Below are 22,590 nucleotides of genomic sequence, written 5' to 3' on the forward strand. Positions count from 1 at the left end.
ACCCACGGAGCCAGGCGTTGATGCTTTTATAAACATCCGGGCATCGGGTTCCCTTACGCTTCGGCTTACTGTATTTTTATTCAAAATAAATGCATGAATATTGATACTATCCTAACCTAAGGCTGTCAACAGTGAAGATGAAATTACCTCCATTTATTGAGCTGTACCGGGCGTTGATCGCCACTCCGTCAATCAGCGCCACCGATGCCGGCCTCGATCAGAGCAATGAGGCGTTAATCAACTTGCTGGCCGGATGGTTTGCCGACCTGGGCTTTCGCGTCGACGTACAGCCGGTGCCGGAGTCGCGCCACAAATTCAACCTGCTGGCCAGCATCGGCGAAGGCAGCGGCGGCCTGCTGCTGGCCGGCCACACCGATACGGTGCCTTACGACGAAGGCCGCTGGACGCGCGATCCCTTCACCCTGACCGAGCACGACAACAAGCTCTACGGGCTGGGCACCGCCGACATGAAAGGCTTCTTCGCCTTTATTCTGGATGCGGTGCGCGATATCGACGCGAGCAAGCTGACCAAGCCGTTGTACATTTTAGCCACCGCAGATGAAGAAACGACGATGGCCGGCGCGCGTTACTTCGCCGCCTCTACCGCCATTCGTCCGGATTTCGCCATCATCGGCGAGCCGACCTCGCTGCAGCCGGTGCGCGCGCACAAGGGCCACATGGCCAACGCCATTCGCATCGTCGGCCAGTCCGGCCACTCCAGCGATCCGGCGCGCGGCGTCAACGCCATCGATCTGATGCACGAGTCCATCGGCCGCCTGATGGAGCTGCGCAAGACCCTGCAGGAGCGCTACAACAACCCGGCGTTCGCCGTGCCTTATCCCACCATGAACTTCGGCCATATCAGCGGCGGCGACGCGGCCAACCGCATCTGCGCCTGTTGCGAACTGCACCTGGATATCCGCCCGCTGCCCGGCATGACGCTCGACAACATCAACGAACTGATGCATCAGGCGCTGGAGCCAGTGAGCCAACGCTGGCCGGGCCGCCTGACCATCGAAGAGCTGCACGCGTCGGTACCGGGCTACGAATGCCCGACCGACCACCGCATGGTAGCGGTGATCGAGGAGCTGCTGGGCACCCGCACGCAGGTGGTCAACTACTGCACCGAAGCGCCGTTCGTGCAACAGGTCTGCCCGACGTTGGTGCTCGGCCCCGGTTCCATCGATCAGGCCCACCAGCCGGACGAATACATCGACACCGCGTTTATCGAACCGACGCGCAAACTGTTGGGCCAGCTGGTCAATCACTTTTGCCGGCAATAAACCCGACATTTAGCAGGGGAAATGCTTTATGCTTCCCCTAACTCAAAATAAGTAGAAGGCAGCGAAATAAGCCACGCTGATAACCCACGCGGCGTAATTAAATTTCAGAAAATGCGCCGATTTTGATGTTTTTTTGCTAAAAATAGTGTCAATTGACGATTGGACAGGAACGCGATGGGATCAGGCAGGCGGTCTGCGCCTGACGCGTGAAATTTATTTACAAGATAAAAATCATACATACAGAACTGGGTCAGGGGTTATATGAACGAACAATATTCGGCAATGCGCAGTAATGTCAGTATGCTCGGCAAATTGCTCGGCGATACCATCAAAGAAGCGCTGGGCGAGCATATTCTCGATCGCGTTGAGACCATCCGTAAGCTTTCCAAATCCTCACGCGCCGGCAACGAAGCGCATCGCCAGGAGCTGCTCTCCACCCTGCAGAACTTGTCCAACGACGAGCTGCTGCCGGTGGCGCGCGCCTTCAGCCAGTTCCTCAACCTGACCAACGTCGCCGAGCAGTACCACAGCATTTCGCCCAACGGCGAAGCCGCCAGCAACCCGGAAGCGCTGGCCCAACTGTTCAGCCGCCTCAAAGACAAAAAGCTCAGCGACAAAGAGCTGCAGCACGCGGTGTCGCAACTCTCCATCGAGCTGGTGCTGACGGCGCACCCGACGGAGATCACCCGCCGCACCCTGATCCACAAGCTGGTGGAGGTCAACACCTGCCTCAGCCAGCTCGATCACAACGATCTGGCCGACTACGAGCGCAACAAGATCATGCGCCGCCTGCGCCAGCTGGTAGCCCAGTCGTGGCACACCGATGAAATTCGCAAACACCGCCCTTCCCCGATCGACGAAGCCAAATGGGGTTTTGCCGTCGTGGAAAACAGCCTGTGGGAAGGCGTGCCGGCGTTCCTGCGCGAATTCAACGAACAGCTGGAAAACTCCATCGATTACAGCCTGCCGGTAGAAGCGGTGCCGGTGCGCTTCACCTCCTGGATGGGCGGCGACCGCGACGGCAACCCGAACGTCACCGCCGAAATTACCCGCCATGTGCTGCTGCTCAGCCGCTGGAAAGCCTGCGACCTGTTTACCCGCGACATCCAGGTGCTGGTCTCCGAGCTGTCGATGACCGAGTGCACCCCTGAGCTGCGCGCCCGCGCCGGCGGCGATGAGGTGCAGGAGCCTTACCGCGAAATCATGAAGCAGCTGCGCAGCCAGCTGATGAGTTCCCAGGCTTATCTTGAAGGTCGCCTGAAGGGCGAGCGCGTGCTGAAACCGCACGACCTGCTGGTGAACAACGAGCAGCTGTGGGAGCCACTGTATGCCTGCTACCAGTCGCTGCAGGCCTGCGGCATGGGCATCATCGCCAATGGTCAACTGCTGGATACCCTGCGCCGCGTGCGCTGCTTCGGCGTGCCGCTGGTGCGCATCGACGTGCGTCAGGAGAGCACCCGCCATACCGAAGCCATCGCCGAGCTGACCCGCTATCTGGGGCTGGGCGATTATGAAAGCTGGTCGGAAGCCGATAAACAGGCGTTCCTGGTCCGCGAACTGAACTCCAAACGCCCGCTGGTGCCGCTGAAATGGCAACCGAGCGCCGACACGCAGGAAGTGCTGGAAACCTGCCGGGTGATTGCCGAAGCGCCGCAGGGCTCGATCGCCGCCTATGTGATTTCGATGGCGCGCACGCCTTCCGACGTGCTGGCGGTGCACCTGCTGCTGAAAGAGGCCGGCTGCCCGTTCGCGCTGCCGGTCGCCCCGCTGTTCGAAACCCTCGACGACCTGAACAACGCCGACGACGTAATGACCCAGTTGCTGAACATCGACTGGTATCGCGGCTTCATCCAGGGCAAACAGATGGTGATGATCGGCTATTCCGACTCGGCGAAAGACGCCGGCGTGATGGCCGCTTCCTGGGCGCAGTACCGCGCGCAGGACGCGCTGATCAAAACCTGTGAAAAGGCCGGCGTGGCGCTGACGCTGTTCCACGGCCGCGGCGGTTCCATCGGCCGCGGCGGCGCTCCGGCGCATGCGGCGCTGCTGTCGCAGCCGCCGGGCAGCCTGAAGGGCGGCCTGCGCGTCACCGAACAGGGCGAGATGATCCGCTTCAAGTTCGGCCTGCCGGAAGTCACCATCAGCAGCCTGGCGCTGTATGCCGGCGCGATCCTCGAGGCCAACCTGCTGCCGCCGCCGGAACCGAAGAAAGAATGGCGGGCGCTGATGGACGACCTATCCGAGACCTCCTGCCGAATGTATCGCGGCTACGTGCGTGAAAACCCGGACTTCGTGCCTTACTTCCGCGCGGCCACGCCGGAGCTGGAGCTGGGCAAACTGCCGCTGGGCTCGCGCCCGGCCAAGCGCAAGCCGAACGGCGGCGTAGAGAGCCTGCGCGCCATTCCGTGGATCTTCGCCTGGACGCAGAACCGCCTGATGCTGCCGGCCTGGCTCGGCGCCGGCGCCGGATTGCAGGAAGCGGTGAAAGCCGGCAAACAGGCGGAGCTGGAGGCGATGTGTCGCGACTGGCCGTTCTTCTCCACCCGCATCGCCATGCTGGAAATGGTGTTCGCCAAAGCCGACCTGTGGCTGGCGGAATACTACGATCAGCGCCTGGTGGATAAATCGCTGTGGCCGCTGGGCCAACAGCTGCGCGATCAGCTGGAAAGCGACATCAAGGTGGTGCTGACCATCGCCAACGATGCGCACCTGATGGAAGACCTGCCGTGGATCGCCGAATCCATCGCGCTGCGCAACGTCTATACCGACCCGTTGAACGTCTTGCAGGCCGAATTGCTGCACCGTTCGCGCCAGCAGGAGCAGCCGGACGCCCGCGTGGAGCAGGCGCTGATGGTTACCATCGCCGGCGTCGCCGCCGGGATGCGCAACACCGGCTAGTGAGCCTCATCGCGGCCCCGTTTATCGGGGCCGTTTTTTTATGTCTCCCCCACAAAAAAAGGGCGCCGCGGTAAAGCGGCGCCCTTTTAAATGGAACAGACCCGTCAGGCGGCGGCCACCGGTCGCACGCCCAGCGTGTGGCAGATGGCGTAACTCATCTCGGCGCGGTTCAGGGTATAGAAGTGGAAATCTTTCACCCCTTCGCGGCTCAGGATCTTCACCATGTCCATGGCGATGTTGGCACCAACCATTTTGCGGGTCTCCGCATCGTCGTCCAGCCCTTCGAACATGCTGGTCATCCAGCTTGGCACCCGCACGTTGGTCATGGTGGCGAAGCGCTGCAGCTGCTTGAAGTTGGACACCGGCAGAATGCCCGGCACGATTTCCACGTCGATACCGGCGGCGACGCAGCGGTCGCGAAAGCGCAGGTAGCTCTCAACGTCGAAGAAGAACTGGGTAATCGCGCGACTGGCGCCGGCATCGATCTTGCGTTTCAGGTTAATCAAATCGGCCTGGGCGCTCTTCGCCTCCGGGTGCACTTCCGGGTAAGCGGCGACGGAAATGTCGAAGTCACCCACGTCTTTCAGCAGCGCCACCAGATCGGTCGCGTACATTTCCGGCTTGCCGCCGCCCGGCGGCAGATCGCCGCGCAGCGCCACGATATGGCGGATGCCGCTGTTCCAGTAATCGGTCGCGATGTCGCGCAGCTGCGCCGGGCTGGCGTCGATGCAGGTCAGGTGCGGCGCCGCCTCCAGGCCGGTGCGTTCCTTGATCCCTTTGATGATGCTGTGGGTGCGATCGCGCTCGCCGGAGTTGGCGCCGTAGGTGACGGAAACGAATTTAGGTTTGAGGATGCTCAGACGATCGATCGACTGCCACAGGGTCTCTTCCATCTCGCTGGTGCGTGGCGGGAAGAACTCGAATGATACGTTAATCTGGCCGTTCAACTCCGCCAGACTCTGATTCAGCGCTTCCCGCTGGTTTGCGTGGAAAAAACTCATACCCTGCTCACCTCTTATCGATCACTGTTTTTATTTCATCTTGATGAGCGTCTATACGTTTAGACGTCTAGATAGAAAATGCCGCATGTTGGCTAAAGAGTCAACAGGAAAATGAGGGGAATAAGATGATTAATCCTCACCCGCTCAACGAGGGAATTTCATGATCGCGACAAAGATAAGTATGGCAGGAAAAGCCAAGGGGCGCGGTGAGCCCGCGCCCGCAGAGGATTAAAGCAGCTGCGCCAATCGGTTAAGGTCTGACTGGATCGCGCCGGCGGTCACATCGCGGCCGGCGCCCGGCCCGCGGATCACCAGCGGATTATCGCGATACCAGCGGCTTTCGATGGCGAACACGTTGTCGCACGGCAGCAGCGAGGCCAGAGGATGCTCAGGGCGCACCGCCTCTACGCCGACCCGCGCCTTGCCGTTGGCGTCGAAACGCGCCACATGGCGCAGCACCAGGCCCATTTCGCTGGCGGCCTCAAAGCGCTGTTGCATCTGCTGATTCAGCGCCTCACCGTTCTCGAAGAACTGATCGACGGAGCCCAGCTCGCACCCCGCCGGCACCAGCGACTCGACCCGCACCTGGTTCGGTTCGATGTCGTAGCCCGCCTCGCGCGCCAGGATCACCAGCTTGCGCATCACGTCCTGGCCGGAGAGATCGACCCGCGGATCCGGTTCGGTCAGCCCCTGCTGCCAGGCCTGATCCACCAGCTCGGTGAACGGCACCGTGCCGTCATACTGCAGGAACAGCCAGGAGAGCGTGCCGGAGAAGATACCGCTGATCGCCAGAATGCTGTCGCCGCTGTCGCGCAGATCGCGCACCGTGTGGTTGACCGGCAGGCCGGCGCCGACGGTGGCGTTATACAGCCAGTGGCGGCCGGTTTTGGCGAAGGCGTCGCGTATTTGGCGATAGCTGTCGCTACACGAGGCCCCCGCCAACTTGTTGGCGCTGATCACGTGGAAACCGTAGCTGGCGAAATCCAGATACTGCCCGGCCAGCTCTTCGCTGGCGGTCACGTCGAGCACCACCAGATCGTCGAACGGGTGCGCGCGCATCCACAGGAACAGCGATTCTTCATCCAGCTCCTGCGCTTCGTCCTCAAAGAATGCCAGCGCGCGGCTGGCGTCCAGCCCGTCATAGTTCAGCAGGCTGCGGCGGCTGTCCACCACCCCCGCCAGGATAAATTCGAAGCCGCTGCGCGCGGAGATATTGGTCTGCTCACGGGCGAACAGCTCCAGCCAGCGCGACCCGATATTGCCCTTGCCGAACAGCACCAGACCGATGCGCTTCTCGGCGCGGAACAGGCTTTGGTGCAGCCCCTGGATCAGCAGCGCGGTCGGCCCCTGGCGCAATACCGCCACCAGGCTGATGCCATCTTCCGCCTGCCAGATAAACTCGACCGGCTGATCTTTCAGCTGCTGATAGAAACGGTGGCTGTGCAGCGGGTTCTTGCACACCCCGGCGCCGACCATCGCCACCAGCGCCAATCCTTCGCGCAGGCGCAGCTCGCCTGGCAGCACCGCGGCCTGCAGCGTCGCCAGCGCGCTGTTGACCACCTCGGAGGTGTAGCACAGCTGCACCAGGTTGCGGTCTGGGTGGATGCCCACCGCCAGCGGTTTGATCTGCGCGCGCTTGAGCACCAGATCCAACTCTTTCTGCGCCAGTTTGAAGTCATGCTGAGCGGCAACGTGCAGTTCAATCAGGCACACATCGTCGTGGCTGGTGACAATCTTGGCGCCGGTGCCGGAAGCCAATACGCGCTCAATGCGCGTCGAGCCCTGCTCCGGCTGATAGCTGCAGCGCAGCTGAAGATCGATATCGCTACCGGAGACCGGCTGCAGGGTACGGGTGTGCAACACCGGCGCAGCCAGACGCGCCAGCTCGCTGGCTTCGTCCAGACGCAGCAGCGGCAGCAGGCAGGCATCTTTCACCTTGCGCGGATCGGCGCTGTAAACCCCGGCCACGTCGCTCCAGATGGTGACGCGCGCAGCGCCGGCCAGCGCGCCGACCTGAGTAGCGGAGTAGTCGCTGCCGTTACGCCCCAACAGCACGGTTTCCCCGGCGTCGTTGCGCGAAATGAACCCGGTCACCACCAGGCGTTTACCCGGGTGTTGGGCCATCAATTGTTGCAACAGCGGGTAAGAACGGCCTTCATCCACCTGCGGCTGTGCGGCGCGCTCGGCGCGCAGGAAGTCACGCGCATCCAGCCAGGCCGCCTGCATGTCCAGGTGGTTGAGCACCGCCGCCATCAGGCGCGCCGACCAAATCTCGCCGTGCCCGACCACTTCGGCGTAGCACACCTCGTCGACATTGCCGTCCAGCAGCGCCGCCAGACGTTCCAGATCCTGAATAAACTCGGCGATCAGCGGCTCGGCGCTTTCCGGCGGCAACAGGCCGCTGATAAGATCGCTGTGATAACGACGCAACGTCTGCTGCACCTGGTGCGCAGACAGGCGATCGCTCTGGCTGAGCTTCAGCCAGTTGATCAACTGGTTGGTGGTACTGCCGGCGGCCGATACCACCATCATGTCGCCCGGCTGGCTGTATTCCGCCATAATCCCGGCCACACGCAGATAACACTTCACATCCGCCAGACTGCTGCCGCCAAACTTGTGCAGTTGACGCCCGCTCACCGGCCCTGCTACAGCAATTGCATTCATGCTTACCTCGTTGCCGCCGCCTGGAAAGCGCGTTCCAGATCGGCAATCAAATCTTCACTGTCTTCAATACCCACGGAAATGCGCAGCAGGCCCTCGGAGATGCCGGCCGCTGCCCGCGCCTCCGCCGCCATGCCGGCGTGAGTCATGGTCGCTGCATGCGAGATCAGGCTTTCTACGCCGCCCAACGATTCTGCCAGAGTAAACAGCTCAAGGGCAGAGAGAAAACGGCGCAGCACCGCTTCATCGCCGTCCAGTTCAAAACTCAGCATCGCGCCGAAACCGCGCTGCTGACGACGGGCGATCTCATGCCCCGGATTCTCCGGCAGGGAGGGATGATACAGCTTTTTCACCAGCGGTTGCTGCTGTAAATAGTCAACAATCGCTTCAGCGTTTTGTTGCGCCGCCTTGATGCGTGGCGACAACGTGCGCATGCCGCGCAGCAACAAATAGCTGTCGAACGCGCCGCCGGTCACGCCGATGTTGTTCGCCCACCAGGCCAGCTCGACCGCCAGCTCAGGATCTTTGGCGATCACCGCGCCGGCCACCACGTCCGAATGCCCGTTCAGGTATTTGGTGCAAGAATGGACCACCAGATCGGCACCGAGTTCGATCGGCTGTTGCAGGGCCGGGCTGAGGAACGTGTTGTCCACCACCGTCAACGCGCCCGCCGCGTGCGCGGCAGCGCAGATCGCCGCGATGTCCACCACCCGCAGCAGCGGATTGCTGGGGCTTTCTATCAACACCAGCTTCGGCTTTTGCGCCAGCGCCTGTTGCAGGGCGGCCTCATTGCCTTGATCGACGAACAGCACGCGATAAGCGCCGCGCTTGCTCAGGCTGTCGAATAACCGATAGCTGCCGCCGTAACAGTCGTGCGGCGCCACCAGCAGATCGCCGGGCTTCAGCAGTACGGTGGTCACCAGATGGATCGCCGACATCCCGCTGCCGGTCATCACCGCGCCGGCGCCGCCTTCCAGCTCCGCCAACGCGCGCTGCACCACGTCGCGCGTCGGGTTGCCGCGGCGCGAGTAGTCATGAGCTCGGGGTTGATTGAAGTCGGTAAAGTTATAGGTGCTGGACAGATGAATCGGCGGGACAACGCAGCCGTACTGTTCGTCGTCGTTCAGGCCGCTGCGTACGGCAATCGTGGCTGGTTTACGCGTCATGGGCTCGCTCGGCTCTCGGTTCGGTGAATGAGGCCTAAAGAGTAATCGCAGGATTGATAGACGTCAATACATCTGGACATCTAAACTTCTTTGCGTATAGATTGAGCAATGACACAATACCCGCTAAAATTATGCCGATATGACATGACGATAAGATGTTAAGCGGCAATGCCTGGCCGAAGCGGGGCATTCAGTGACCCTGGTCGCGTAAAATTGACATTTATTTAGTGAGAACAGTGAAGATCGGGCATAATTGGCCGGTTTTTAGAATTTTGTAATTTTTCTGACAAAGTTAAGGTGTCCCATGGCTGAGTGGAACGGCGAGTATGTCAGCCCTTACGCTGAACACGGTAAAAAAAGCGAGCAAGTCAAAAAGATCACGGTATCCATTCCGCTGAAGGTCCTGAAAATCCTCACCGACGAACGGACCCGTCGCCAGGTGAACAACCTGCGCCACGCCACCAACAGCGAACTTCTGTGCGAAGCGTTTCTGCATGCCTTTACCGGCCAGCCGCTGCCGAACGATGAAGACCTGCGCAAAGAGCGCAGCGATGAAATCCCGGAAGCCGCAAAAGCGTTGATGCGCGAACTGGGTGTCGATCCCGATACCTGGGAATATTGAGAACCGCCCGGCGAACGCCGGCGGCAGAAAAGAAAAAAGGCGCCCAGGGCGCCTTTTTCATCGGTCGATAAGAAATCTTATTTCTTAGCGCCTGGTACGCTGAAACGCTTGTTGAAGCGGTCAACGCGGCCACCGGTAGCAACGTCACGCTGCTTGCCAGTGTAGAACGGGTGGCATGCGCCACAAACGTCCAGGTTCAGATCGTGGCCCACGGTGGAGCGGATCTTCATCACGTTACCGCAAGAGCAGTTAGCAGTAACTTCTTCGTATTTTGGGTGGATACCTTGTTTCATGGGAAACCTCAGTTAAGGCCGTGTCGCTATCCAGCCCTGTTTCGCCAGACACCACACGTGGTTGATAATAGAATTTTGGTATCGAATTATACCAAAGGCGGCAAATTATACAGCATTAGTCGGGGCGCGCAATCGGAACCGTACATTTGCCGATGCGCCGTGTAAACTGATGCCCACTTTTTTTCAATTTGGATGAGATCATGCCCGTCGTACACGTTGCTTTGCCGGTCCCCCTCGCCCGCACCTTCGACTATCTGCTGCCGCCCGGCATGCAGCCGGTGGCCGGCGCGCGCGTGGGCGTGCCCTGGGGCAAGCAGCATGCAATCGGCATCGTCACCGGCTGCAGCGACACCAGCGAACTGCCGTTGGACAAGCTCAAACCGATCGACAGCGTGATCGACACGGAATCGCTGTTCTCCCCCAGCCTGTGGCGCATCCTGCGCTGGGCCAGCGATTACTACCACTATCCCATCGGCGAAGTGCTGTTCCACGCGCTGCCGATCCTGCTGCGCCAAGGCAAACCGGCCGAGGCCACGCCGCTGTGGCAGTGGTTCGCCACCGAAGAGGGGCGCGCCACGCCGCCCGAAAGCCTGAAACGCGCGCCGAAACAGCAGCAGGCGCTGGCGGCGCTGTTGCAACGCCCGGTCTATCGCCATCAGGTCAGCCAGCTTGAGCTGACGGAAAGCGCCCTGCAGGCGCTGCGCGCCAAAGGGCTGATCGATCTGCGCGCTCAGGTCGCGGCCACGCAGGACTGGCGCCCCAACTTTGCGGTGCTCGGCGAGCGGCTGCGGCTGAATACCGAACAGGCCACCGCCGTCGGGGCGATCCGAAGCGAAGATGAGCAGTTTGCCGCCTGGCTGCTGGCCGGGGTCACCGGCTCCGGCAAGACCGAGGTGTATCTCAGCGTGCTGGAAAACGTGTTGGCCAAAGGCCGGCAGGCGCTAGTGCTGGTGCCGGAAATCGGCCTGACGCCGCAAACCATCGCCCGCTTTCGCGAGCGCTTCAACGCGCCGGTGGACGTGCTGCACTCCGGGCTGAACGACAGCGAACGGCTGGCGGTTTGGCTGCGCGCGCGCAGCGGCGAAGCCGCGATCGTCATCGGCACCCGCTCGGCGCTGTTCACGCCGTTCCGGCAACTGGGCGTTATCATCATCGACGAAGAGCACGACAGCTCTTATAAACAGCAGGAAGGCTGGCGCTACCACGCCCGCGATCTGGCGGTGTTCCGCGCCCGGGAAGAAGATATCCCGATGGTGATGGGCTCCGCCACGCCGGCACTGGAAACGCTGCACAACGTGCAGCTGGGCAAATATCGCCAGTTGAAGCTCACCCAGCGCGCGGGCAACGCCAAACCGGCGGCGCAGCATCTGATCGATCTGAAAGGGTTGCCGCTGAAGGTCGGCCTGTCGCAGCCGCTTTTGAAAAGCATGCAGCACCATTTAAAAGCCGGCAATCAGGTGATGCTGTTCCTCAACCGCCGCGGTTACGCCCCGGCGCTGCTGTGCCACGAGTGCGGCTGGATCGCCGAGTGCCAGCGCTGCGATCACTATTACACCTTCCACCAGCATCAGCGCCAGCTGCGCTGTCACCACTGCGACAGCCAGCGACCGGTGCCGCACCAATGCCCGCAGTGCGGCTCCACCCACCTGGTATCGGTCGGCGTCGGCACCGAACAGCTGGAACATGAGCTGGCGCCGCTGTTCCCCGACACGCCGATCACCCGCATCGATCGCGACACCACCAGCCGCAAAGGGTCGCTGGAGCAGCACCTGGCGGATATTCATCGCGGCGAAGCGCGCATTCTGATCGGCACGCAAATGCTGGCCAAGGGCCACCATTTTCCCGACGTCACGCTGGTGGCGTTGCTGGACGTGGACGGCGCGCTGTTCTCCGCCGACTTCCGCTCCGCCGAGCGTTTTGCTCAGCTCTATACCCAGGTCTCCGGGCGCGCGGGGCGAGCGGGCAAACAGGGTGAAGTGCTGCTGCAAACCCACCACCCGGAGCACCCGTTATTGCAGGTGCTGCTGCAACAAGGTTACGACGCCTTCGCCAAACAGACGCTGGCGGAGCGCAACAGCGTGTTTCTACCGCCCTACACCAGCCACATCATCGTGCGCGCCGAAGATCACGATAACCAACAGGCCCCGCTGTTCCTGCAGCAGCTGCGCAATCTGTTGGAAGCCAGTCCGCTTAAGGACGATTCGCTGTGGGTGATGGGCCCGGTGCCGGCGCTGCAGTCCAAACGCGGCGGCCGTTTCCGCTGGCAGCTGCTGCTGCAGCATCCGACACGGCGCGTCCTGCAACAGCTGATGAAAAGCTCGCTGCCGCTGATCGGCACCCTGCCGCAAACGCGCAAGGTGAAATGGACGCTGGATGTCGATCCGATCGACAGCTGATCCCGGAAAAGTCCGATTTAGCTGCCGTCATGCAAACGTTTACCCTTTAAATTGCGAGCGAACGCTAAAAAACCTTCTCAGGTCACATTTTTTATGCAAATTAGGTAACAAAGGCGGGGCGTATTCTGTTTAGAATGTCTGCGAGGGCAAATTTTGTCGCCACATCGCAGCGCGACGGAGTGCTCGAACGCGAGTGGCGCTCAATGACAACAATCCCGCCACCGCATGCCGGACATTGTGAGCAAACAGCAGTAGTGGCGTCGGCATGGGGCTGACGCAAGGAGAAAGGCGTTGGAACACAAGAAAGAGTTATCCATGGCGACCATGAAAGACGTCGCCGAAATGGCGGGCGTTTCAACGGCTACCGTATCGCGTGCGCTGATGAATCCGGAAAAGGTGTCAACGCCAACGCGTCAGAAAGTGGAACAGGCCGTGCTGGCCGTGGGTTATTCTCCTCATGCTCTGTCACGCAATATCAAACGCAACGAATCTCGCACCATCCTGGTGATCGTGCCCGACATCTGCGATCCGTTTTTCGCGGATGTGATCCAGGGGATCGAACAGACCGCCGCCCAACAAGGCTATCTGGTGCTGATCGGCGACTGCGCGCAGCAGAACCAGCAAGAACGCACCTTCGTCAATCTGATCATCACCAAACAGATCGACGGCATGCTGCTGCTGGGCTCTAATCTACCGTTCGACGCCAGCAAGGAAGAGCAGCGCAACCTGCCGCCGATGGTGATGGCCAATGAGTTCGCGCCCGAGCTGGAACTGCCGACGGTGCATATCGACAACCTGACCGCCGCCTTTGAAGCCGTGCATTATTTGCATCAATTGGGCCACCGGCAGATCGCCTGCGTCGCCGGGCCGGAACAGATGCCGCTGAGCCATTATCGGCTGCAAGGTTATGTTCAAGCGCTACGCCGTAATGGCATTACCGTCGAAAGCAGCTATATTACCCGGGGTGATTTTACCTACGAAGCCGGCGCGCAAGCGCTGACCCAGTTGATGGCTCAGCCGAAACCGCCGACGGCGGTGTTCTGCCACAGCGACGTCATGGCGATCGGCGTGCTGTCCCAGGCGAAGAAAATGGGGCTGCGGGTACCGCAGGATCTGTCGATCGTCGGCTTTGACGACCTCAAGCTGGCGCAGTATTGCGATCCGCCGCTGACCACGGTGGCGCAGCCGCGCTTCCAGATCGGCCAGCAGGCGATGTTGTTGCTGTTGGAGCAGTTGAACGGCCAGACGGTGGCCAGCGGCTCCCGACTCTTGGACAGTGAATTGATTATCAGAGGCAGCACCGCTGCTCCGAAACGCTAGTCAAATATTTTAGGGTTCAGTAACATGACGGACTTATCCTCTCATCAGGACACAGCGGAATAATAGTGGCACAAAAAGACTATGTAAGCCGTGGGCGCGCAGCAGGAGCTAAGCGCAAAACCCCCAGCCGTAAAAAACGCAGTTCTCCGAAGGTTTCCAAAACCGTGCTGGCGTTAGCCGTCGCGTTGCTGGTTGTCTTTGTCGGTGGCCTCTATTTCATTACGCACAACAAGCCGGAAGACGCGCCGTTGTTGCCTGCGCACACCACTCGCCCAGGCAACGGCCTGCCGCCGAAGCCGGAAGAGCGCTGGCGCTATATCAAAGAGCTGGAAAACCGACAGATCGGCGTGCAAACCCCGACCGAACCGACGGCCGGCGGCGAGCTCAATTCCAAAACTCAGCTGACCGCCGAACAACGGCAACTGCTGGAGCAGATGCAGGCCGACATGCAACAGCGCCCGACGCAGCTGAATGAAGTGCCGTATAACGATCCGGGCCAGGCCAACGCGCGCGGCAACCGCCAGCAGCAGATGCAACAACCGCAAATGCAGCAGCAGCCGGTACAGCAACAGCAGCAGGTCACTCAGGCGCCGCGCAACCCGTTCAACAACGGAGCCACCACCGCGCCGGTGCAGCAGCACCAGCAGCCGAAGCAAGTCACCCCGCCGCCGGCGCAGGTGAAACAGCCTGAGCCGAAGCCGCAACCGAAGCCGGAGCCCAAACCGGAAGTGAAACAGGAAACGGCCAAGCAGGACACCAAACCGGAATCGAAACAGAAGTGGATGGTGCAATGCGGTTCGTTCCGCGCCACCGATCAGGCTGAATCCGTGCGTGCGCGCCTGGCGTTCGAGGGCATCGAGAGCCGCATCACCGCCGGTGGCGGTTGGAATCGCGTGGTGCTCGGCCCCTACAGCAGCCGCGCCGCAGCGGACAAAACCCTTTCGCGCCTGAAGGGCGTCGGCATGTCGAGTTGCATTCCCCTCTCCGTTGGGGGTTGAAAAGCGTCAATCCCCCCCCATCTATACTCTCAATATGCCTCGTAGCGTCTGCGAAAGCAGGCGCTGCGGGGACTTCTTTCCGTCTTTAACGAGGGTCTGCTCGTGACAACAATTGTAAGCGTACGCCGCAACGGCCAGGTCGTCATCGGTGGTGATGGCCAGGCAACCCTGGGTAATACGGTGATGAAGGGTAACGTCAAGAAAGTGCGTCGCCTGTATAACGACAAAGTGATCGCCGGTTTCGCCGGTGGCACCGCTGACGCCTTCACGCTGTTTGAACTGTTTGAACGCAAACTGGAAATGCATCAGGGCCACCTGGTGAAAGCCGCCGTCGAGCTGGCGAAAGACTGGCGCACCGACCGCATGCTGCGCAAGCTCGAAGCGCTGCTGGCGGTCGCCGATGAAACCGCCTCGCTGATCATCACCGGCAACGGCGATGTGGTGCAGCCGGAAAACGATCTGATCGCCATCGGCTCCGGCGGCCCGTACGCCCAGGCCGCCGCCCGCGCCATGTTGGAAAATACCGAGCTGAGCGCCCGCGACATCGTTGAGAAATCCCTCAACATCGCCGGCGACATCTGTATTTACACCAACCATTTCCACACCATTGAAGAATTGCCTTCCAAAGCGTAAGGATCGAATACCATGTCTGAAATGACCCCGCGCGAGATCGTCAGCGAACTGGACAGCTATATCATTGGCCAAAACAAGGCCAAACGCGCTGTCGCCATTGCCCTGCGCAACCGCTGGCGCCGGATGCAGCTCAACGAGATGCTGCGTCACGAAGTGACCCCGAAAAACATTCTGATGATCGGCCCGACCGGCGTCGGTAAAACCGAAATCGCCCGCCGTCTGGCGAAGCTGGCCAACGCGCCGTTCATCAAGGTTGAAGCCACCAAGTTCACCGAAGTGGGCTATGTGGGCAAAGAAGTGGACTCCATCATTCGCGATCTGACCGATGCCGCCATCAAAATGGTGCGCATGCAGTCGATCGAGAAAAATCGCACCCGTGCCGAAGAGTTGGCCGAAGAGCGCATTCTCGACGTGCTGATCCCGCCGGCCAAAAACAACTGGGGCCAGCCGGAAGAAGGCCAGGAACCGTCCGCCGCCCGCCAGGCATTCCGCAAGAAACTGCGCGAAGGCCAGCTGGATGACAAAGAGATCGAAATCGATCTGGCCGCCGCGCCGATGGGCGTGGAAATCATGGCGCCTCCGGGCATGGAAGAGATGACCAACCAGCTGCAGTCGATGTTCCAGAACCTCGGCGGCCAAAAGCAAAAACCGCGCAAGCTGAAGATCAAAGAAGCCTTCAAGCTGCTGGTGGAAGAAGAAGCCGCCAAGCTGGTGAACCCGGAAGAGCTGAAAGAGCAGGCGATCGAAGCGGTTGAGCAGCACGGCATCGTGTTTATCGATGAGATCGACAAAATCTGTAAGCGCGGCGGCCAAAGCTCCGGCCCGGACGTTTCCCGCGAAGGCGTGCAGCGCGATCTGCTGCCGCTGGTGGAAGGGTGCACCGTGTCCACCAAGCACGGCATGGTGAAAACCGACCACATTCTGTTCATCGCTTCCGGCGCGTTCCAGACCGCCAATCCGTCGGATCTGATCCCGGAACTGCAGGGCCGTCTGCCGATCCGCGTTGAGCTACAGGCGCTGACCACCGAAGACTTCGAGCGCATCCTGACCGAGCCGAGCGCGTCGCTGACCGAACAGTACAAAGCGCTGATGGGCACCGAAGGCGTCAATATCGAGTTCACCGCCGACGGCATCCGCCGCATCGCCGAAGCCGCGTGGCAGGTCAACGAAAGCACCGAGAACATCGGCGCGCGTCGTCTGCACACCGTGCTGGAGCGTCTGATGGAAGATATTTCCTACGATGCGAGTGAAATTAATGGCCAATCCATTACAATTGATGCGGATTACGTGCGCAGTCATCTGGATGAACTGGTGGCGGATGAAGATTTGAGTCGTTTTATCCTATAATCGCTCAATCATTGTCTTGTCAGTCATCTGTGTGGGAGGCATTGCCTCCCACAATTATTTCTAACGGACACCGCAACTTACTGACAGAAGCGAAACATGAGCTCATCAACCTCCACCACCCCGATTTCCGCCTGGCTCGAAAGTCTACGCCCCCGCACCCTGCCGTTGGCCTTTGCCTCCATCGTGGTCGGCTCGGCGATCGCCGCCTGGCACGGCAGCCTGAAACCTGAAGTGGCGCTGCTGGCGCTGGTGACCGCCGGTCTGCTGCAGATCCTCTCCAACCTGGCGAATGACTACGGCGATGCGGTCAAAGGCAGCGACAAAGAAGATCGCATCGGGCCGTTGCGCGGCATGCAAAAGGGCATGATCACCCAGGCGCAGATGAAACGGGCGCTGGTGGTGACGGTAGTGCTGATCGCCATCGCCGGCTGTTCGCTGATCGCCGTCGCCTGCGAGCAACCCAGCGACGTGGTGGGCTTCCTGGTGCTGGGCGGGCTGTCTATCGTGGCGGCCATCACCTACACCGTCGGCAACAAACCCTACGGGTATTTGGGGCTGGGCGACATCTCGGTGCTGGTGTTCTTCGGCTGGCTGAGCGTGGCCGGCACCTACTATTTGCAGACGCACACCTTCGACAGCGTCGTGATGCTACCGGCCACCGCCTGCGGCCTGCTGGCGACGGCGGTACTCAACATCAACAATCTGCGCGATATCGAAAGCGATCGCGAAAACGGCAAGAATACGCTGGCGGTGCGTCTCGGCCCGCACAAGGCGCGCATTTACCACGCCCTGCTGCTCAGCGGCGCGGTGCTGTGTTTCGCGCTGTTCACGCTGTTCAACCTCCACAGCCCGTGGGGTTGGCTGTTCGTGCTGGCGATCCCGCTGCTGGTGCGCCACGGCCTGCGCGTGCTGCGCGATCCGACGCCGGTCGGCATGCGGCCGATGCTGGAGCATATGGTCAAGGCGGCGTTGCTGGCCAATCTGCTGTTCGCCATCGGCGTGGCGCTCAGTTAAAAACTGATGATTTTGCCAACAGGGCGAATAAAGGGATATACTGAACATTCCTGCGGCAAACAGACGTAAAATCCTATGAAATACGATACTTCCGAACTTTGCGACATCTATCATGAAGAGGTGAACGTTGTTGAACCTCTGTTCTCCAATTTTGGCGGGCGTACTTCATTTGGCGGGCAGATCACCACGGTAAAATGCTTTGAGGATAACGGCCTGTTATTCGATCTGCTTGAAGAAAACGGTCGCGGCCGCGTGCTGTTGGTCGACGGCGGCGGTTCGGTACGCCGGGCGCTGATCAACGCCGAACTGGCGCGCCTGGCCGCCCAGAACGAATGGGAAGGCATCGTGGTGTACGGCGCGGTGCGCCAGGTGGACGATCTGGAAGAGCTCGACATCGGCATTCAGGCGATGGCGGCGATCCCGGCGGGTGCCGTAAGCGAAGGCGTGGGCGAAAGCGATATCCGCGTCAACTTCGGTGGCGTCACCTTCTTCTCCGGCGACCACCTGTATGCCGACAACACCGGCATCATCCTCTCCGAAGACCCGCTCGACATCGAGTGATTTTCGGACATGAAAAAGGGCGCCTCAGGCGCCCTTTTCGTTGCTGCATGGCGTAAGGAATCAAACCTCTTCCATTTTGCCCAGCAGCGCGCGCAGGCGATCTTGCCATACGTGCTGTTCTTCTTTCAGCTGTTGGTTTTCGCGCACCAGCGCTTCGTGGTTGCCGGAGGCAGCCTGAACTTCCTGCGACAGAGAGTTGTTTTTGTCTTTCAGCTCTTCAATTTCCATCTGCAACAAGGTGATGGTATCAATCGCCTGCTGTACTTTTGCTTCCAGTTTCTCAAATACTTCAAATGACATGCTTCAGTCCCCTCATGATAGCAAGGCGTACATCTATAAGTAGCGGCCGCAACGTCGGCTGCAGCTACTGCGAATATTGCATCGCGCTCAGTGACGCGCGCCGTTACGGAAGGCGCGCCAGTCTCGATTCGTTAAAAACGATTGTAAGTAGCCAGTCTCCGCCTGTCTAGCAACATACCGGATCATCGCGCAGTCTGTTGCAATTTTCCTGCCCTCGCCATCAGTAAAAACTGAAAATCCCCGCCGCCGCCGCCGCGAGTTGTTAACGCCACTCGCCAAACCACTGGTCAGATCACACTTTTATGGCTCAGAAAGAACACTGAACGACGCGAAATCGCTCAATTTTATGACGCGCCACACACATTTTGATTTCGCTATTTCTCGTTTATGTTCGTTAACGATAAATTTACATCACGTCCTCATTCAATAATTGGACGAGATGAAAAAAACTGTGCCCATAGGTCAGATGTATACCTGGCTGAACCTATAAACCAACAACCGCCGTTTTGCAGGACACCAACATTATGAGCCAAACCACCAGTCCGACATTAAAAGGCCAGTGCATCGCCGAGTTTCTCGGCACGGCGCTGCTGATCTTCTTTGGCGTAGGCTGCGTTGCCGCACTGAAACTGGCGGGCGCCAGCTTCGGCCAGTGGGAAATCAGCATCATTTGGGGCCTCGGCGTCGCCATGGCCATCTATCTGACCGCCGCCATTTCCGGCGCGCATCTCAACCCGGCGGTCACCCTCGCCCTGTGGCTGTTCGCCTGCTTCGACGGGCGCAAAGTGGTGCCTTACATCATTGCGCAGATCGCCGGCGCCTTTTGCGCCGCCGCCCTGGTCTACGGGCTGTACTACAACCTGTTCTTCGACTTCGAAGCGGCTCACCATATGGTGCGCGGCAGCAACGAAAGCCTTGAACTGGCCGGCATCTTCTCGACTTACCCTAACGCGCACATCTCCGTCGGCCAGGCCTTCCTGGTAGAAATGGTGATCGCTGCGATCCTGATGTGCCTGATCCTGGCGCTGACCGACGACGGCAACGGCATTCCGCGCGGCCCGCTGGCGCCGCTGCTGATCGGTATTCTGATTGCCGTGATCGGCGCCTCCATGGGACCATTGACCGGCTTTGCGTTGAACCCGGCGCGTGACTTCGGGCCGAAACTGTTCGCCTACCTGGCCGGCTGGGGCAAAGTCGCCTTCACCGGCGCGCGCGACATCCCGTACTTCCTGGTGCCGATCTTCGCCCCTATCGTCGGCTGTGGCCTGGGCGCTTTCGGTTACCGCGCGCTGATTGGCCGCCACCTGCCGTGCGACGTCTGCGTGACGGAAGAAGAGCCCGACGCCAAGACCCAGCAGCGTAAAGCGTGATGGGTGCAGTTTTAAACGATTAACAACAGCAGGATAATTACCATGACTGTAGAAAAAAAATACATTGTCGCACTCGACCAAGGGACCACCAGCTCACGCGCCGTCGTGCTCGATCACGACGCCAACATCGTTGCGGTATCGCAACGCGAATTCCCGCAGATCTATCCAAAGGCCGGCTGGGTTGAGCATGACCCGATGGAGATCTGGGCGTCGCAAAGCTCGACGCTGGTAGAAGTGCTGGCGAAGGCCGACATCAATTCCGATCAGATCGCCGGTATCGGCATCACCAACCAGCGCGAAACCACCATCGTCTGGGAAAAAGAGACCGGCAAGCCGGTCTACAACGCCATCGTCTGGCAGTGCCGCCGCACCGCCGACATCTGCGAGAAGCTCAAGCGCGACGGCCTGGAAGAGTATATCCGTCACAACACCGGCCTGGTGGTTGACCCCTACTTCTCCGGCACCAAGGTGAAATGGATCCTGGACAACGTCGAAGGCGCCCGCGAGCGCGCCAAACGCGGTGAACTGTTGTTCGGCACCGTCGATACCTGGCTGGTGTGGAAGATGACCCAGGGGCGCGTACACGTCACCGATTACACCAACGCCTCACGCACCATGATGTTCAACATCCACGAGCTGGACTGGGACGAACGCATGCTGGAAGTGCTGGACATTCCGCGCGCCATGCTGCCGAAAGTCCGTCCTTCCTCCGAGGTATACGGCCAGACCAACATCGGCGGCAAGGGCGGCACGCGTATTCCTATCGCCGGTATCGCCGGCGACCAGCAAGCGGCATTGTACGGCCAGCTGTGCGTTCAACCGGGCATGGCGAAGAACACCTACGGCACCGGCTGCTTCCTGCTGATGAACACCGGCAAAGAAGCGGTGCGCTCGAAAAACGGTTTGCTGACCACCATCGCCTGCGGCCCGCGCGGCGAAGTGAACTATGCGCTGGAAGGCGCGGTGTTCATCGGCGGTGCGTCTATCCAGTGGCTGCGCGACGAGCTGAAACTGATCAGCGACGCCGCCGACTCCGAATATTTCGCCACCAAGGTGAAAGACAGCAACGGCGTCTATGTGGTGCCGGCCTTCACCGGCCTGGGCGCGCCCTACTGGGATCCGTATGCCCGCGGCGCCATCTTCGGCCTGACCCGCGGTGCCAACAGCAACCACATCATCCGCGCCACGCTGGAATCCATCGCCTTCCAGACGCGCGACGTGCTGGACGCCATGCAGGCCGACGCCAACACCCGCCTGCAATCGCTGCGCGTGGACGGCGGCGCGGTCGCCAACAACTTCCTGATGCAGTTCCAGTCCGATATCCTCGGCACCCGCGTAGAGCGCCCTGAAGTGCGTGAATCGACGGCGTTGGGCGCCGCGTTCCTGGCGGGCCTGGCCATCGGCTACTGGAACGATCTGGATGAAGTGAAGAGCAAAGCGGTGATTGAGCGTGAATTCCGCCCAAGCATCGAAACCACCGAACGCAACTACCGCTACAGCGGCTGGAAAAAAGCGGTGGCTCGCGCGCAGGCGTGGGAAGATCACGATTAAACCCAGCCTTGCCGTTACCCCCAAATTGCGCTGCCTGCGGGCGGCGCTTTTTTTTGCCCCGCCCCGCCGCCGCCGCGCTGTGATAGACTTTGCCGATATTTTCTTCCCTTTCTCACAGACAGGTTTGCCATGAAACGTGAATTAGCCATCGAATTTTCCCGCGTTACCGAAGCCGCCGCGCTGGCGGGCTACAAATGGTTGGGACGCGGCGACAAGAACGCCGCCGACGGCGCGGCGGTCCACGCCATGCGCATCATGCTCAACAAGGTGGATATCGATGGCCGCATCGTGATTGGCGAAGGCGAGATCGACGAAGCGCCGATGCTGTATATCGGCGAGCAGGTCGGCAGCGGCCAGGGCGACGCGGTCGACATCGCGGTCGATCCGATCGAAGGCACCCGCATGACCGCCATGGGCCAGTCCAACGCGCTGGCGGTCTTGGCGGTGGGCGATCGCGGCACCTTCCTGCACGCGCCGGACATGTACATGGAGAAGCTGGTGGTCGGCCCGGCGGCGCGCGGCGCCATCGATCTCAATCTGCCGCTGGCGGAGAACCTGCGGAACGTCGCCGCGCGGCTGGACAAACCCTTGTCACAGCTGACGGTCATCGTGTTGGCCAAACCGCGCCACGACGGCGTCATCGCGCAGATGCAGCAGTTGGGCGTGCGGGTGTTCGCCATTCCTGACGGCGACGTGGCGGCCTCCATTCTCACCTGCATGCCGGAAAGCGAGGTCGATGTGATGTACGGCATCGGCGGCGCGCCGGAAGGGGTGATCTCCGCCGCGGTGATCCGCGCGCTGGACGGCGACATGCAGGCGCGTTTGCTGCCACGCCATGAAGTGAAAGGCGACAGCCCCGAGAACCGCCGCCTCGGCGAGCAGGAGCTGGCGCGCTGCCGTGAGATGGGCATCGAGGCCGGTCAGGTCTTGCGCCTGGACCAGATGGCGCGCAACGACAACGTCATCTTCTCCGCCACCGGCATCACCAAGGGCGATTTGCTGGAGGGCATCAGCCGCCAGGGCAACATGGCCACCACCGAAACGTTACTGATCCGCGGCAAGTCGCGCACCATCCGCCGTATCCGTTCGATCCACTATCTGGATCGCAAAGACCCGGCGCTGCACGAGTTTCTGCTGTAACGAAACAGGGCGCCGAATGGCGCCCTGATGATTGAT

General features: G+C 60.6%; 18 protein-coding genes. 13 read left to right on the forward strand and 5 right to left on the reverse strand.

The annotated features are described in order from the left end of the window. Window positions 1–137: 137 nt before the first annotated feature. Window positions 138–1,283 (forward strand): acetylornithine deacetylase, encoded by a 1,146-nt coding sequence (gene argE / locus CPH57_RS20120; RefSeq protein WP_015379410.1) that lies wholly within the window; start codon window positions 138–140, stop codon window positions 1,281–1,283. A 261-nt stretch (window positions 1,284–1,544) separates the two neighbouring features. Then, entirely contained in the window at window positions 1,545–4,181 is a 2,637-nt protein-coding gene (gene ppc, locus CPH57_RS20125; protein ID WP_089195300.1) for a phosphoenolpyruvate carboxylase, read from the forward strand. Window positions 4,182–4,285: 104 nt separating this feature from the next. On the opposite strand, the gene metF is transcribed toward ppc, so the two are convergent. From metF to metB, 3 genes are all read right to left on the reverse strand, one after another. Continuing rightward, on the reverse strand, window positions 4,286–5,182 hold the full coding sequence (gene metF, locus CPH57_RS20130) for a methylenetetrahydrofolate reductase (RefSeq protein ID WP_033645217.1): 897 nt from the start codon (window positions 5,180–5,182) through the stop codon (window positions 4,286–4,288). Window positions 5,183–5,410: 228 nt separating this feature from the next. After that, complete coding sequence (locus CPH57_RS20135) at window positions 5,411–7,846, reverse strand: bifunctional aspartate kinase/homoserine dehydrogenase II (RefSeq protein ID WP_033645216.1); 2,436 nt, start codon at window positions 7,844–7,846, stop codon at window positions 5,411–5,413. 2 nt (window positions 7,847–7,848) lie between these two features. After that, entirely contained in the window at window positions 7,849–9,009 is a 1,161-nt protein-coding gene (metB, locus tag CPH57_RS20140) for a cystathionine gamma-synthase (RefSeq protein ID WP_089195301.1), read from the reverse strand. 304 nt (window positions 9,010–9,313) lie between these two features. Between metB and metJ the strand changes: the two genes are divergently transcribed. Next, on the forward strand, window positions 9,314–9,631 hold the full coding sequence (metJ, locus tag CPH57_RS20145; RefSeq protein ID WP_004931076.1) for a met regulon transcriptional regulator MetJ: 318 nt from the start codon (window positions 9,314–9,316) through the stop codon (window positions 9,629–9,631). A 77-nt stretch (window positions 9,632–9,708) separates the two neighbouring features. Here metJ and rpmE read toward each other — a convergent pair whose 3' ends face one another. Next, complete coding sequence (gene rpmE / locus CPH57_RS20150) at window positions 9,709–9,924, reverse strand: 50S ribosomal protein L31 (protein ID WP_004931078.1); 216 nt, start codon at window positions 9,922–9,924, stop codon at window positions 9,709–9,711. A gap of 200 nt (window positions 9,925–10,124) precedes the next feature. Between rpmE and priA the strand changes: the two genes are divergently transcribed. The 7 genes from priA (at window position 10,125) to rraA (ending at window position 18,193) form a co-directional block, all read left to right on the forward strand. Beyond that, complete coding sequence (priA, locus tag CPH57_RS20155) at window positions 10,125–12,320, forward strand: primosomal protein N' (protein WP_089195302.1); 2,196 nt, start codon at window positions 10,125–10,127, stop codon at window positions 12,318–12,320. Window positions 12,321–12,611: 291 nt separating this feature from the next. Beyond that, a complete protein-coding gene (gene cytR / locus CPH57_RS20160) occupies window positions 12,612–13,640 on the forward strand; it encodes a DNA-binding transcriptional regulator CytR (RefSeq protein WP_025304661.1) in 1,029 nt (342 codons plus the stop codon). A 65-nt stretch (window positions 13,641–13,705) separates the two neighbouring features. After that, entirely contained in the window at window positions 13,706–14,638 is a 933-nt protein-coding gene (gene ftsN, locus CPH57_RS20165; RefSeq protein ID WP_033645213.1) for a cell division protein FtsN, read from the forward strand. A 102-nt stretch (window positions 14,639–14,740) separates the two neighbouring features. Further along, window positions 14,741–15,271: an ATP-dependent protease subunit HslV gene (gene hslV / locus CPH57_RS20170; RefSeq protein ID WP_004931085.1), complete on the forward strand. Its 531-nt coding sequence runs from the start codon at window positions 14,741–14,743 to the stop codon at window positions 15,269–15,271. 12 nt (window positions 15,272–15,283) lie between these two features. Then, the gene (gene hslU, locus CPH57_RS20175) at window positions 15,284–16,618 is read left to right on the forward strand and encodes an HslU--HslV peptidase ATPase subunit (RefSeq protein WP_033645212.1); all 1,335 of its coding nucleotides are present in this window, start codon (window positions 15,284–15,286) and stop codon (window positions 16,616–16,618) included. Between the two features lie 96 nt (window positions 16,619–16,714). Further along, entirely contained in the window at window positions 16,715–17,632 is a 918-nt protein-coding gene (locus CPH57_RS20180; protein WP_069099991.1) for a 1,4-dihydroxy-2-naphthoate polyprenyltransferase, read from the forward strand. Window positions 17,633–17,707: 75 nt separating this feature from the next. Next, window positions 17,708–18,193 (forward strand): ribonuclease E activity regulator RraA, encoded by a 486-nt coding sequence (gene rraA, locus CPH57_RS20185; protein ID WP_004931090.1) that lies wholly within the window; start codon window positions 17,708–17,710, stop codon window positions 18,191–18,193. Window positions 18,194–18,253: 60 nt separating this feature from the next. On the opposite strand, the gene zapB is transcribed toward rraA, so the two are convergent. After that, window positions 18,254–18,493: a septal ring assembly protein ZapB gene (gene zapB / locus CPH57_RS20190; RefSeq protein ID WP_004931092.1), complete on the reverse strand. Its 240-nt coding sequence runs from the start codon at window positions 18,491–18,493 to the stop codon at window positions 18,254–18,256. A 524-nt stretch (window positions 18,494–19,017) separates the two neighbouring features. Here zapB and CPH57_RS20195 point away from each other — a divergent pair. From CPH57_RS20195 to glpX, 3 genes are all read left to right on the forward strand, one after another. Continuing rightward, complete coding sequence (locus CPH57_RS20195; protein WP_004931095.1) at window positions 19,018–19,863, forward strand: MIP/aquaporin family protein; 846 nt, start codon at window positions 19,018–19,020, stop codon at window positions 19,861–19,863. Between the two features lie 42 nt (window positions 19,864–19,905). Further along, window positions 19,906–21,414, forward strand: coding sequence for a glycerol kinase GlpK (glpK, locus tag CPH57_RS20200; RefSeq protein ID WP_025304664.1), 1,509 nt, complete (start codon window positions 19,906–19,908; stop codon window positions 21,412–21,414). Between the two features lie 129 nt (window positions 21,415–21,543). Then, on the forward strand, window positions 21,544–22,554 hold the full coding sequence (glpX, locus tag CPH57_RS20205; protein ID WP_096242677.1) for a class II fructose-bisphosphatase: 1,011 nt from the start codon (window positions 21,544–21,546) through the stop codon (window positions 22,552–22,554). The last annotated feature ends 36 nt before the right edge of the window (window positions 22,555–22,590 follow it).

Origin of the sequence: Serratia sp. JKS000199, assembly GCF_900215455.1 — a bacterium.
GTDB classification, from domain to species: Bacteria; Pseudomonadota; Gammaproteobacteria; order Enterobacterales; family Enterobacteriaceae; genus Serratia; species Serratia ureilytica.